11 protein-coding genes are annotated in these 13,711 nt (G+C 63.9%); 1 reads left to right on the top strand and 10 read right to left on the bottom strand.

Annotated elements, in window-relative coordinates; all coding sequences use genetic code 11:
- Positions 1–29: 29 nt before the first annotated feature.
- The gene (locus M1D43_RS21970) at positions 30–1,700 is read right to left on the bottom strand and encodes a Na/Pi cotransporter family protein (RefSeq protein WP_014527146.1); all 1,671 of its coding nucleotides are present in this window, start codon (positions 1,698–1,700) and stop codon (positions 30–32) included.
- A gap of 108 nt (positions 1,701–1,808) precedes the next feature.
- On the opposite strand from M1D43_RS21970, the gene M1D43_RS21965 reads away from it, so the two are divergent.
- Positions 1,809–2,678 carry a LysR family transcriptional regulator gene (locus M1D43_RS21965; RefSeq protein ID WP_498814235.1) on the top strand — a complete coding sequence of 290 codons (870 nt, stop codon included), beginning with the start codon at positions 1,809–1,811 and terminating at the stop codon, positions 2,676–2,678.
- Positions 2,679–2,693: 15 nt separating this feature from the next.
- Here the strand turns inward: M1D43_RS21965 and M1D43_RS21960 are convergent, their stop codons facing one another.
- From M1D43_RS21960 to M1D43_RS21920, 9 genes are all read right to left on the bottom strand, one after another.
- Positions 2,694–5,171: a GcvT family protein gene (locus M1D43_RS21960; protein WP_027990784.1), complete on the bottom strand. Its 2,478-nt coding sequence runs from the start codon at positions 5,169–5,171 to the stop codon at positions 2,694–2,696.
- A gap of 79 nt (positions 5,172–5,250) precedes the next feature.
- A complete protein-coding gene (locus M1D43_RS21955; RefSeq protein WP_033053044.1) occupies positions 5,251–6,036 on the bottom strand; it encodes a DeoR/GlpR family DNA-binding transcription regulator in 786 nt (261 codons plus the stop codon).
- 142 nt (positions 6,037–6,178) lie between these two features.
- Positions 6,179–7,171 (bottom strand): phosphate acetyltransferase, encoded by a 993-nt coding sequence (gene pta, locus M1D43_RS21950; protein WP_010975816.1) that lies wholly within the window; start codon positions 7,169–7,171, stop codon positions 6,179–6,181.
- Positions 7,171–8,208, bottom strand: coding sequence for a YeiH family protein (locus tag M1D43_RS21945; protein WP_017263877.1), 1,038 nt, complete (start codon positions 8,206–8,208; stop codon positions 7,171–7,173). Before M1D43_RS21945 ends, pta begins: the two co-directional genes overlap by 1 nt.
- Before the next feature lie 60 nt (positions 8,209–8,268).
- On the bottom strand, positions 8,269–10,044 hold the full coding sequence (gene xsc, locus M1D43_RS21940; RefSeq protein ID WP_014527149.1) for a sulfoacetaldehyde acetyltransferase: 1,776 nt from the start codon (positions 10,042–10,044) through the stop codon (positions 8,269–8,271).
- A 41-nt stretch (positions 10,045–10,085) separates the two neighbouring features.
- Positions 10,086–11,486 (bottom strand): NAD(P)/FAD-dependent oxidoreductase, encoded by a 1,401-nt coding sequence (locus M1D43_RS21935; RefSeq protein ID WP_027990783.1) that lies wholly within the window; start codon positions 11,484–11,486, stop codon positions 10,086–10,088.
- Between the two features lie 24 nt (positions 11,487–11,510).
- A complete protein-coding gene (locus tag M1D43_RS21930; RefSeq protein ID WP_010975812.1) occupies positions 11,511–11,897 on the bottom strand; it encodes a nuclear transport factor 2 family protein in 387 nt (128 codons plus the stop codon).
- Positions 11,898–12,013: 116 nt separating this feature from the next.
- Positions 12,014–12,841: an ABC transporter permease subunit gene (locus tag M1D43_RS21925; RefSeq protein WP_010975811.1), complete on the bottom strand. Its 828-nt coding sequence runs from the start codon at positions 12,839–12,841 to the stop codon at positions 12,014–12,016.
- The gene (locus M1D43_RS21920; RefSeq protein ID WP_010975810.1) at positions 12,834–13,646 is read right to left on the bottom strand and encodes a taurine ABC transporter ATP-binding protein; all 813 of its coding nucleotides are present in this window, start codon (positions 13,644–13,646) and stop codon (positions 12,834–12,836) included. Before M1D43_RS21920 ends, M1D43_RS21925 begins: the two co-directional genes overlap by 8 nt.
- Between the last annotated feature and the right edge of the window lie 65 nt (positions 13,647–13,711).

Below are 13,711 nucleotides of genomic sequence, written 5' to 3'. Positions count from 1 at the left end.
ATTTCATATTGATACATCGATTTAGCTTATCACCCTTTGACGAGCGCAAGCCGGCTCTCGAGCAGATCCCCTCGCTGCTTCAAGATCGGATAGGCGAGCGTGGCCAGGAGGGAGTTCACCTCCTTGAGTGCCCGCGCGACTTCGAGGTGCATGTTGCTGGACTCGACGCTTTCCGCGCGCCCGGCCCGCAATCTCGCCAGATGCCGTTCGTGACTTTCCCGCACGAGCGCGCGTACCCGCTCCTTCTCCCGGACGAGCTTTCGCGCCATTACCGGGTCATCCGACACCAGCAGGTTGAATGCGAGACGCATGTTGTCGCGCACGCTGGCGTGAAGCGCCTTGAGCTCGGTCCAGCCCTCGTCGGAGAAGTTGTTGCCGTTCTCCAGCTTGTCGCGGGCGATTTCGACCAGGGTCTTGGATACGATGTCGCCGGCATGTTCGAGATTGATGGCGATGTCGATGAGTTCTACACCCCGCCGCGACTGACGCTCGTCGAGCACGCCGCGATGGATTGCTGCGAGATAGAGCTTGATGTCGCGGTGGGCGCGGTTGACATATCCGTCGAGCCGGCGGATTTCCTCGATCTTCGCCGGGCTCGGATGCTCCAGAAGCTCCATCACCGGACAGAGCATCCGCTCGACCACCTCGCCCATGAACAGCACCTCGCGCGTCGCGGCGGCGAGGGCCGCGTCGGGGCTGTCGAGCAGAGCCTGGTCGAGCGCGCTGATTCGTCGCGCAAGCGTGTCGCTGTCTTCGGAGCTCTTGAGATCCGATTTGATGAGCGACGTAACGGCGCTGGCGGCAAGCTGCGAGAGCGGCAGGCAAAAGATCACGAGGCAGGCGTTGAAGGCCAGATGAAAATGAACGAGCTGCTCCGCCGCGGTGGCGCCAAGATGTTGAAGTTCTGCCGAGAAGGGGCCGATCACCAGCAAGGCGATCGCGGCGCCGAAAGCCCGGAAGAGGAGATTGCCGGCCGCGACGCGCCGCGCCTCGGCTGAAAACCCGCGCGTCAGCCACATGGCGATCAACCCGCTGCCGAGATTGGCGCCGAGGATCAGCGGCAGACCTGCCTCGACCGGCAAAAGTCCCTGTGCGGCAAAACCCAGGATGAGGATCAGGACCGCGACGCTCGAATGCACGATCCAGGTGAAGAGCATCGCCGCCGCGAAGGCCGTCACCTGGTCCTCCGCGAGATAGCCGACGACGGCGGGCAACACGTCGCTCTGCTTCAACGGCAAGGTCGCCTCGCCGATCAGCTTCAGCGACATGAGGACGAAGCCGATGCCGAGCAGCATGCGGCCGAGTTCGCGGGGCTTGTCGCTTCTGCCCTTCAGGTAAAGCAGCCCGCCGGCCGCAAGCAGGAGCGGCGACAGCCAGCCCAGGTCGAACGAAAGAACACGAACCACCAGCGCCGAGCCGAGATCCGCTCCCAGCAGGACGGCAAGGCTGGTGTTCAGGGTAAGATAGCCGCTCGCCGAAAGACCGGAGGCGAGCATTGCCACGGCGGTCGAGCTTTGCAACAGGACTGCAAGGACCGTGCCGCTCGCGGCGGCGTAAATGCGTCGCTCCCCTCCCCTTGCAAGCACACGCTTCAACGACGTGCCATAGGCGTTCTCGACGCCGCTGCGGACGAGATGCACCGCGTAGAGCAGCAGTACGGTCGCGCCGGCGAGATGCAGCGAGAGGGCAACGAGAGTCATTTTCAATCGCTCCGGAAACCAATCCGAAGACCGTCACTTTTCCCTTTACATAAATCAAATCGTTCGTTTCTATCGTTTGATTAGATCAGCTTATGATTGGGAGGGCCCATGCGTTACGTCCAGCTTCGCGCGTTCCACAATGTTGCGGTTTGTGGAGGCTTCTCCCGTGCGGCAGAGGCGCTGTTCCTGACGCAGCCGGCCGTGTCGGATCAGGTGCGCAAGCTGGAAGAGGAATATGACGTGCTCCTCTTCAACCGGAACAAGAAACAGGTGACGCTGACCCAGGCCGGTCACCAGCTGCTGGAGATCACCCGCCGCATGTTCGACACCGAGCAGCAGGCGCTCGATCTGCTTTCGGAATCGCGCGCATTGCGGGCCGGCACGCTTCGCATCGTTGCCGACGCCGCCCACCATCTGCTTCACATCCTCGCGGCCTTTCGTCAGAAATATCCGTCGGTTCAGATCTCCCTGAGGGCCGGCAACACGGAAACGGTCATCACCAGCCTCTATTCCTACGAGGCCGACATCGGCGTGCTCGGCGAGGTTCCCGAAAGCCGGGAGTTCGACATCGTCAAGCTGAACTCGACGCCGATCATCGCTTTCGCATCGACCGAACATCCGATCGCCCGGCGAAGTACCGTCAGTCTCGAGGAACTCTCGGGCCAGCCGCTGGTGATGCGCGAGCGCGGTTCGAAGACGCGGCAGAAGCTCGAGGATTTCGCAGCCGCCGCCGGCGTCGCCCTGAAGTCCGCCATCGAAGCGGAAGGCCGGGAGGCCGTGCGGGAGATCGTCGCGGCCGGTGCCGGGGTAGGCTTCGTCTCAGCCGCGGAATTCGGCCGGGACGGACGTCTCGCGCCGATCGAGATCGTGGGCGCCGAAATGCTGATGGACGAGGCGTTGATCTGCCTGAAGGAGCGCAGCGGCGGAAAGCTCGTGCGCGCCTTCTTCGAGATTGCCCGCTCGCTGGCGGAGAGGTGATTGGAGCAGCCCGCTTCAGGCGGCGGCTCGCGGCTCCCCGGCATCCGCCCGCACGCGCTCCGACTTCGGGTCATAGGGGCACTTCAGGTGAGCGGTTGCCGGGTGGCGCTCACCGGCAAGATCGATCTCGAAACTTCCGCTTGCGATGAACTCCCGATCGACCCCTCCACGATCCTCGATGAGACCGAGTGCGACCGAGAGGCCAAGCGTGTGGCCATAGGCGGCTGAGCGGACTTCGCCGACAGGTTTGCCGTCACGCAGGATGAGTTCCCCGCCCCAAAGCATCGGCTCGGGATCATCCAGGGTGAACTGCACGATGCGTCTGACAGGGGCGCCGGCGTGCTTTGCCCGCATCAAAGCCTCGCGGCCGATGAAGCCGCCCGGCTTGTCGAACGATACGGCGAAGGCGAGCCCCGCTTCGTGAGGATTGATGTCGGGCGTCAATTCGCGGCTCCAGGCGCGAAAGCCTTTCTCGATGCGGAGCGCCTCGAGAGCGTAATAGCCGCAATCGACGAGCCCTAGATCGCGCCCCGCCTGGTGCAGCGCCTCGTAGACGCCCACGGCAAATTCACTGGGCACGATCAGTTCCCAGCCGAGTTCGCCGACATAGGTCATTCGGTTGGCGTAGGCCGTCGCATAGCCGATGTCGATCTCACGGATGGTCGCAAAGGGAAAGCCCGCATTCGAGAGGTCGGCGGAGGTGATCCGACCGAGTATGTCGCGCGCATTCGGTCCCATCAGCGCCAGCACCGCGTAAGCCGAGGTCACGTCGGTGAGGGTGACATGGGCGTCCGGTGAGGTGTTCCTGCGGATCCAATCGGCGTCGTGCACCGCCTGCGCCGATCCGGTGACGATGAGGAACCGGTCGGCGGCGAGCCGCATCACCGTCAGGTCGCTTTCATAGCCGCCCCGTTCGTTGAGCATGCCCGTATAGACCGACCGGCCGATCCCGACATCGACGTCCGCGGCGCAGATGCGGTTGAGCGCCTTCGCTGCGTCCCGCCCCTGCACAAGCAGTTTGGAAAATGACGTTTGATCAAATATCCCAGCAGCTTGTCGCGTCGCGTTCATCTCCCGCTTTACCGCCTCATGCCAGTTCTGCCGACCGAAGGCATAGTCCGTTTCCGATCTTTGGCCTGCTTCGGCAAACCAGTTCGCGCGCTCCCATCCCATCTTCGAACCGAAGCATGCACCCTTGGAGGCAAGCCGGTCGTAGAGCGGCGAGCGCCGGAATGGACGCGCCGTGTGCAGCTCGCGGTTCGGCCATGGCATCGCATAGTGCAGTCCGAGCGTTTCCTTCACCCGGTCGTGCAGCCAGCGCGGGTTGTTGTTGAAGCTCGCGAAGCGGCGAATGTCGACCGGCCAGAGATCCATCGTCGGCGCACTGTTGACGATCCATTCGGCGAGAGCCCGCCCGGCGCCGCCCGCGCTGGCGATGCCCATGGAGTTGAAGCCTGCGCCGACATAGAAATTCCGCAGTTCCGGCGCCTCGCCGAGAATGAAATTATTGTCCGGCGTGAAGCTCTCCGGGCCGTTGTAGAATTTCCTGACTTCGGTCGTTTCGAGCTGCGGCACGCGCACGAGCGCGTTCTGCATCAGAATCTCGAACTGGCCCCAATCATCGGCCAGCAAGGCGAATTCGAAGTCGTCCGGAATGCCGTTCATGCCCCAGGGCTTAGCTTCCGGCTCGAAGCCGCCCATGACGAGACCTCCGACTTCCTCCTTGAAATAGATGTAGCCGTCCGGGTCGCGCAGCACCGGCAGGTCCGGATGCACCCCCTCGATCTTGCCGGTAACGATATACATGTGCTCGGCCGAGTGCAGGGGGACCGTCACGCCGCACATCAGCCCGACCTTGCGCGCCCACTGGCCGGCGCAATTGACGACGATTTCGGCGGCGATATCCCCCCGGTCGGTCTCGACGCCACGCACCGTCCCGTCCTTGACCGTGATGCCCGTCACGCGCACGCGCTCGATAATGCGGGCGCCGTGGTTGCGCCCCCCCTTCGCCAGCGACTGGGTGAGGTCCGTCGGATTGGCCTTGCCGTCTCCCGGAAGCCAGACGGCTCCGACGAGATCGTCCATCGCCATCACCGGCCAGAGATCGGCGGCTTCCCGCGGTGAGATCACCTCGACGGCAACCCCTTGCGCCCGCGCCGAGGCTGCGGTCCGCTTCAGCACGGTCATGCGATCGCTCGTGCGCGCAACGGCGAGCGAGCCGCAATTCTTCCAGCCCGTCGCAAGGCCCGTCTCTGCCTCCAGCTCACTGTAGAGCTGCGTCGAGTATCGGATGAGGCCGGTCATGTTGGCATGGCTACGCAACTGCCCGACAAGGCCGGCCGCATGCCAGGTGGTCCCGCCGCTGAGTTGCCCCTGCTCCAGCAGGACCACGTCGGTCCAGCCGAGCTTCGTGAGATGATAGGCGACCGAGCAGCCTATGATGCCGCCGCCGATGATGACGACCCGCGCCTGTGTTGGAAATTCCTGCGCCATGAACCGACCTCCCAATGGACTGGTGTCAGCATAGTCACGGAGTCACAGAATGCAACAACAAATGCAACAAAATGCAACATCACTCTGCGGCGACGACGAGGCGCGGGCCTTTTCGCCCGAGTGCTTCCGAGATCGTCGGGGGCGGCGGCGTATCCACGATCACACCGGCCGCCTGATGGAACCCGGGTATGCGAAGGGGAGTCAGCCGTCCGAATTTCGAACTGTCGAGGACGAAGTAGGCTTTGCCCGCCATGGCGATCATGCGCGAGCGCTGCTCGGCGCCGTTGCGGGTGAAGTCGGTAACCTCGCCGTCAGGAGAAAGTCCTCCCCCGCCCAGAAAGGCGATGTCCACTCGGAAGCGGCCGATTGCCTCCAGCGCGTCGAGGCCCACTGCCGCCTCCTCGGCAGGGTCGATCTCGCCGCCCAGCATATGCACCCGGACTTGCGGCTGGCGGCACATGTGCAGCGCTATGGCGAGGCCGGTGGTGCAGACGGTCAGGTCACGCAGACCGCTCAATGCATGCGCGACGGCCAGCGTCGTCGTGCCGGAATCGAGGAAGACCACCATGCCGTCCTTGACCAGTTCGGCCGCCTTGCGGCCGATCGCTGCCTTTGCAGCGGCGTTTTCCCCGCTTCGCAGGACCAGCGCCGGCTCGGTTGCTTCGAACAGTGTGGCGCCGCCATGCACGACATCGAGCTGGCCGCGATCCGCCAGCAACTTCATGTCCCGGCGGATCGTTTCGCGCGAGACGTCGAAATAGGCGGCAAGCTCGGCAATGCTCACCGAGCCTTCGGAAGCGACGCGCCTCAATATTTCTTCGTGGCGGCGGGGCGCGAGCGCCCGGGTGTTCGGCAATTTGGACATGCGGACAATGTTGCAATATTTGTGGCGCGCCGCAAGCCACGTCGCGGACATGAAGCGCGCGGTGCAGGACGGCTGCGATTCGGTGCATAATTTGCGATTTGTGATGTTTTGTGAGCCGTAAGGCGGCACGGCGAAACGGAGGTCATGCGGCCTGAACGACGGTCACGGCAATCATATGGAAGACGTCGGCCGCAGTGCAGCCGCGCGAAAGATCGTTGGCGGGCCGTGAAAGTCCCTGGAGGATCGGGCCGATTGCCGTCGCGCCGCCGATCCGCTGGGCGATCTTGTAGCCGATATTGGCCGCGTCCAGGTTCGGGAACACGAAGACATTGGCCTCCCCGCGCAGCGCCGAATGCGGCGCCTTGGTCAGACAGACGGCCTCGACGAAGGCGCTGTCGAATTGCAATTCGCCGTCGATGATAAGATCGGGCTCGGCGCGCCGCGCCATGCCGGTCGCCTCGACGACCTTCGAAACGCGCTCGTGAGCGGCACTGCCGCCTGTCGAGAAAGAGAGCATCGCGACTTTCGCCCGTTCTCCTGCAAGCATTTCATAGGACTTGGCCGACATGCGCGCGATGTCGGCGAGACCGGCTGCGTCCGGGTCCACGACCAGGCCGCAATCCGCAAAGACGAAGGCGCCCTTCCGCGCGTGATGGGGCTCGCAGAGCATCATGAGGAAGAAACTGGAGACGAGCCCGACGCCGGGCGCCCTGCCGATCACCTGCAATGCGGCACGAACCGTGTCTGCGGTCGTCGCGACCGCGCCGCCGACAGTCCCATCGGCTATTCCTTCGCGCACCATCATCGCGGCGAAGGTCAGCGGTGAAAGGACGGCCGCCCGAGCCGCGGCCGCATCGACACCTTTGCTCCTTCTGCGTTCGAGATAGGCAGTCGCAAAATCATCGGTAAGCGGAGAGCACGCCGGGTCCTCGATCCGGAATTCCTGCGGGATCGCGTCCAGGGCTGCGAGCCTCTGCGTGATCACCTCGCGGTTTCCGACCAGCGTAATCGCCGCCAGGCCTTCCCGCCTCGCCTGCACGGCGCCGGCGACGATCCGGGGGTCCTCGCCTTCGGGAAGGACGACGTGCCGCGGCGCTTTCCTTGCGGCGTCGATGATGCGATCGAGAGGTTTCATCAGCTGTGTCCCAGATAGTACATGCCGGCGAGGATGAAGACGGCGATGAACAGCGTTTCGGCCACGACGAGCGCAACGGCATCTCCGCCAACTTCGAGGACGCGGCGCAGCGACGTCTTCATGCCGACGGCGACGATGCCCGCCAGCAGCGCCCATCTCGATATCGCCATTCCGACCTCGCTTGCGAGCACCGGCACCAGCCCGGCGGAATTGAAGCCCGCGAGAACGAGGAACGCCAGGACGAAGCCCGGCACGAGCGGCGCGCGCTTTCCGATCGACGCGCCCTCCTGCGGAACGCCGCGCAGGACGAGGGAAAAGATCAGGACGACCGGCGCCAGCATCGTCACCCGGATGAGCTTGACGAGCGTCGCGGTCTCGCCCGCCTCCGGCGAGACCGAAAAGCCGGCTCCCACCACCTGGGCGACATCATGGATGGTGCCGCCGAAAAAGATGCCGGTGGCCTGACCGTCGAGCCCGAGATACTCGGCGACGATCGGATAACCGATCATCGCAAGCGTGCTGAGCACGGTCACCGACAGCACGGTGAAGATCAGATTGCGCTCGGAAAACTCGTTGCGGGGCAGCACGGCGGCGATGGCCATGGCGGCCGAGGCGCCGCAAATGGCGACCGCGCCGCTGGTGAGAAGCGCGAGACGCCACCCCCGGCCAAGCAGGCGGGCAGCCACGAGGCCGAACAGGATGGTTGCCACGATCGCCGAGACGAGCAGCAGAATGGTGCCGCCGCCGAGGCCGATCAGAAGGTCTACGCTGATGCGCATGCCGAGCAGCGCCACACCGATCCTCAAGACCAGCTTTGCCGAAAGCTCGATGCCCGCGACGCAACGGCCTTCTTCCGCCAGGAAGTGGAAGGCGATCCCCAGCAGCAGCGCCATCAGCATCGCCGGCGCCCCGTAATGCTCCGACAGGAACTGCGCAGCCATGGCGACGGCGGCCGTCACCAGCAGACCCGGTCCATAGGTCGACAGGACGACCGACAGGGATTGCTTCCGTCGCTCGGTTTTGGAGATCGCGTCCATCTTTTCTTCCCGTTGAATGAGCTCGGCGGTGATCACCGCCGAGCGAGTCGCGAGAGTTTCTTACAGACGTCGCTGGGTGCGCATGTCGGCGCGATCGATGCCGGCCACCGCTACCGGCTTCTTCATCGCATCGCGGCGGAAGGGCTCGCCGAGTTCCTGGTTGAGGACGACCTCGACAAAGGTGGTGATCCCCTTGGCCTGGTCCTCGATCGCCTTTGCAAGCGCCTCGGTGAGTGCGGCCGGCGTGTCGACCGTCACGCCCTTGAGGCCGCAGCCATCTGCAACCTTGGCGTAGCTCAGGTTCGGATTGAGCTCGGTGCCGACGAAGTTGTTGTCGTACCAGAGCGTCGTATTCCGCTTCTCCGCTCCCCACTGGTAGTTGCGGAAGATCACCATGGTGATCGCCGGCCAGCCCTCGCGGCCGATCGACGTCATCTCGTTCATCGAGATGCCGAAGGCGCCGTCGCCGGCAAAGCCGACCACCGGCACGTCCGGGCAGCCGATCTTGGCACCGACGATCGACGGGAAACCGTAGCCGCAGGGGCCGAACATGCCCGGCGCCAGATATTTCCTGCCCTGTTCGAAGCTCGGATAGGCGTTGCCGATCGCGCAGTTGTTGCCGATGTCGGTGGAGATGATCGCCTCTTTCGGAAGCACGGCCTGGATCGCCCGCCAGACCTGGCGAGGCGACATGCGATCGGGCTCGCGCTGGCGTGCGCCGACGTTCCACTCCGTGCCCGGATCGTCATCCTCATGGTCCATCGACGAGAGCTGCTGCAGCCAGGCCGAGCGCGTCTGGTGGACCAGCGCCTTGCGCTCCTCGCGGTTTGCGTCGCCGGCGGCGGGCGCAAGCTGCTGAAGAATCTGCTGCGCCACCTGTTTCGCATCACCGCAAATGCCGACCGTCACCTTCTTGGTCAGGCCGATCCGGTCGGCATTGATGTCGACCTGGATGATCGCCGCATCCTTCGGCCAATAGTCTATGCCATAGCCGGGCAGTGTCGAGAACGGATTGAGCCGCGTACCCAATGCCAGCACGACATCTGCCTTGCTGATCAATTCCATCGCCGCCTTCGAGCCGTTGTAGCCCAAGGGCCCGACCGACAGCCGGTGGCTGCCGGGAAAGGCGTCGTTGTGCTGATAGCCGCAGCACACCGGCGCATCCAGCTTCTCCGCCAGTGCCATGGATTCCTGGATGGCGTTGCCGATGACGACACCGGCGCCGTTGAGAATGACCGGGAACTTCGCTTCCGAAAGCAGCCGCGCGGCTTGGGCGATGGCCGCAGGTCCGCCGGCCGGCCGCTCGAAGCGGACGATGCGCGGCAGGTCCACGTCGATCACCTGAGTCCAGAAGTCCCGCGGGATGTTGATCTGCGCCGGTGCGCAACCGCGCCATGCCTTCTCGATGACCCGGTTGAGGACTTCGGGAATGCGGCTCGGATCGCGCACTTCCTCCTGGTAGCAGACCATCTCCTCGAACATCGCCATCTGGTCGACTTCCTGGAAGCCGCCCTGGCCGATGGTCTTGTTGGCGGCCTGCGGCGTGACCATGAGCAGCGGCGTATGGTTCCAGTAGGCCGTCTTCATCGCCGTGATGAAACCGGTCACACCGGGGCCGTTCTGGCCGATCGCCATCGACATCGTGCCGGTCGCCCGGCTGAAGCCGTCGGCCATCATGCCGGCATTGGTCTCGTGGGCACAGTCCCAGAACCGGATGCCCGCCTTCGGAAACAAGTCCGATACGGGCATCATCGCCGAGCCGATGATCCCGAACGCATGCTCGATGCCGTGCATCTGCAGGACTTTTACAAACGCCTCTTCGGTCGTCATTTTCATGTCATGTTCCTTTCGCGTTGAGGGTAAGGCCGACCGGGCGGCTAAAGAATTTCGTCCTTGAGGTAGTACCAGCGATACATGCCCCACTGGCCGAGGCGTCTGAAAGGCGTGAGCAGGCCATGGCTCGGGAGCGGCGACGTGAAGATCGGCAGGTCGAGTGCGCCGCCCTTGCCCGCCACCATCTGGGCCATGCGGCGGCCGGCCTGGGCGGAATACATGACGCCGTTGCCGCCATAGCCCATCGCATAGAACAGCGGCTGTTTCGGATCGGGCCGGAAGATCCGCGGCATCATGTCGTGGCTGACATCGACCCAGCCCCACCAGGAATAGTCGATCGTGATCCCCTTCAGGATCGGAAACTTTCGGTAGAGCCCTTCGAGCAGCCGATCGAGATGTTTGGGGTTGACCGCATCGCGGCCGGTGATGGCGCTGCGGCTGCCGATCTGCACGCGGCCGTCCGGCATCATCCGGTAGTAGTGGCGCAGCGTGCGCGTATCGGTGAGCGGGATCCGCGTCTTGAAGTTCAGTTCGGCGCGTTCTTCCTCGGTCAACGGGCGCGTGACGATCGAGTTCGAGAGGATCGGCATCAGCCGGTGCCGCGTCAGCGTATGCAGGTCCGGCGAGGTATAGCCCGCCGTCGCAATGCAGACGGCGCGCGCACGAACGGTGCCGCCCGGCGTAGTCAGATGATAGGCGCCGTTCTTCCAGTCGCAGCCGAGAACGGGGCTGGCCGTGTGGACCCGCGCACCGAGCTTGCGTGCCAGATTGAGGTAGCCGAAGGCGAGCTTGGCCGCGTGGATGCCCATGCCGTCCGGTTCGTACATCGCCCCCCTCGCCTCCACGTCGCGTACGAAGTCGCGGTGGACCTCATCGCGACCGACGATACGCGACCGGTAGCCGAAAACCTCGTTGAGAAGCCGAGACTCGGCTTCGAGCGCCGGCATCACCTTGTCCCGATGGGCGATATAAAGATGGCCGCCGTCCTGAGGGTCGCAGTCGATCTCGGGCGAGCGAATCAGGTCCCGGAACAGATCGAAGGCTTCGCTGATTTCGCCATGCAGCCTTTTGGCCACATCGACGCCCCAGCGCTCGATCCATTGCGAACGCTTGAGCCGGCCGGCGGAAATCTGCGCCTGACCGCCATTGCGGGTGCTGCAGCCCCAGGCGACGCCATTGGCTTCGAGCACCGTCGCCTTGATGCCATGCTCCTGGGCCAGATGGATCGCGCAGGAGAGCCCCGTATATCCGGAGCCGACGATAGCGACGTCGACGTCCATATCGCCGCTAACGGGCCCATCGTCGGCAGGCGGAGTGCCGGCCGTGCCGATCCAGTAGGTCGGCGCATAGTCCTTGCCGTCGCCCGGATTGGGCGCGCGGATCGGATCATAGGTCGGATCGAAGGGCTTCCGCGATGCGATCGGTCTGGCCAGTTGGTGTTCCATGTCGTGATCCTGCCCTGGAGGCTCTCAGTATCTCGGCTGCGGTTCGATGAGCGGTCGGTTCTTTCGGAATGCCTGCTTGCGGACGATCTTTCCGTCGCGAAGCGTGAAGAGATCGCAGCCTTCTGCGACGATGCGCGTACCGTCCTCATTGGTCCCCGAGAACGTCCACTCGGAGACGGCGCGATCACCGTGGACGAAGTGGCTGTGATGATCCCAATGGGCATCCCGCATTGCCGTCCATACGCCTGAGAAGGCATCGGCGATCGCTTCGGCGCCGGCGATGCGCTTGCCGCAGGCCTCCGGGCCGGCAACGGCGTTGAAGACGCAATCGGCGGCGAAAAAGGCCATCACGTTGTCGATGTCGTGCCTGTTGAAGGCGTCGAAAAGCTTTGCAAGATCTTCGGCGGTCATGTCGAAATTCCTTGTTCACGCCTGGGCATGGCTTCGCCGGGCGGGCGGCCGTGGGCCCGTTGAAATGCTTGAGAAGAGGTTGTCCGGGGCGGCCGACTAGGTCCGAGCGGCTGCCGTCACACTTTGCCCTTCCAGGGAATGAGCGCCTTTTCGAGGTAGCGGATCATGAGATCGAAGGCGAAGGCGAAGACGCCGATGACGACGATGCCCATGATGACCGTATCGCTGGCGAGGTATTCGGCGGCATTCAGCACCATGAAGCCGAGGCCACGATGGGCGGCCACCATTTCGGCGGCGACGAGCGTGGTCCAGCCGACCCCGATCCCGATACGCATGCCGGTGAATATCTCCGGCAGTGCAGCCTTCAGGATCACATGTCCGATCACCTGGGCTCGCGTCGCGCCCATCGCGTAAGCCGCATGGATCTGTTCCGTCGAGACCGAGCGGACACCGGCTCTGGCGGCGATCGCCATCGGCGCGAAGATCGCCAGATAGATCAGGAACACTTTCGGGAATTCACCGATGCCGAGCCAGATGATGATCAACGGCAGATAGGCGAGCGGCGGCAGCGGCCGGTAGAATTCGATGATCGGGTCGAAGAGCCCGCGCACGACCCGGTTGACGCCCATCAGGATGCCGACGGGAACGGCCGTGACGAGTGCCAGCAGGAAAGCTCCGAGCACGCGGCCGAGACTTGCCAGCGTATGCTGTGCCAACGTGGAGTTCGAGACGCCTTCGGTAAGCGCGATCACGAACTTGTCCCAGACGGCGAGCGGCGACGGCAGGAACAGCGGCTTGATCCAGCCCATTTCGGTCACGAGCAGCCAGAGCGCGATGAACGCAAGGGCCGTGAGCAGGCTGATGTGGCCGCTCATGCCGTCGCCCGGCGCACCGTAGATCCTGCCCGGACGAACCGGTTTGCTCTTTGCGACACCCTCAAGCATGGAGGAGCTCCGGGTTGCCGGATTGGAGCTCGTCGCCATAGATGATGCCGAGGATTTCTTCACGCATGTCGATGAAGTCGCGGCTGGATTTGATTGCGCGTGCATTGCCGTTCTCCAGGAAGCGTTTGTTAAAATCGAGCTCGTAGGTATGGGTGATGCGGCCCGGACGGGGCGACATCACGATCAGCCTGGAGCCGAGGAACAGCGCCTCCTCGACGCTGTGGGTGATGAAGAAGAACATCTTGTTGGTGAGTTGCCACACTTCCAGCAGCAATTCCTGGATGGTCTCGCGCGTCAGCGCGTCGAGGGCAGCCATAGGCTCGTCCATGAGCAGCATCGCCGGATCGCAGGTGAGCGCGCGGGCGATGCCGACACGTTGCTGCATGCCGCCGGAGAGGTGATAAATCATGTGCCGGTGGAAATCCTGCAGCCCGACAAGCGCGAGATTTCTCGTCGCCAGGTCTCGCCGGGTCGCCTTGTCGACACCCCTGAGCTTCAATCCGAACTCGGTATTGTCGATGACGTTGAGCCACGGGAGAAGCGCGTGCTTCTGGAAGACGACGCCGCGGTCGGCGCCCGGGCCGGTGATGCGGCGGTCTCCCAGCATGATTTCCCCGTCGCTCGGCGCCATGAAGCCCGCCATCAGGTTGAGGAGCGTGGTCTTGCCGCAGCCCGATGCACCGAGCGCGACGACGAAATCGCCGCTTTTGATTTCGAGATTCACGCCCTTGAGCGCGATAACCGCCTGGTCCGAATAGAGACCGGGATAGGTCAGACTGACATTGCTGACGTTGAGCGTTTCCAATTCGCAGGCCTTCCTGGAAAGTGCTGTGTCGAGGGTATCAGCGGCGCTCCTAACCGCGCACGACG

The organism is Ensifer sp. R1-3 (genome assembly GCF_056739175.1).
The sequence above is the reverse complement of the archived record's forward strand: the minus strand, read 5'-3'. Positions and strand labels throughout refer to the sequence as shown.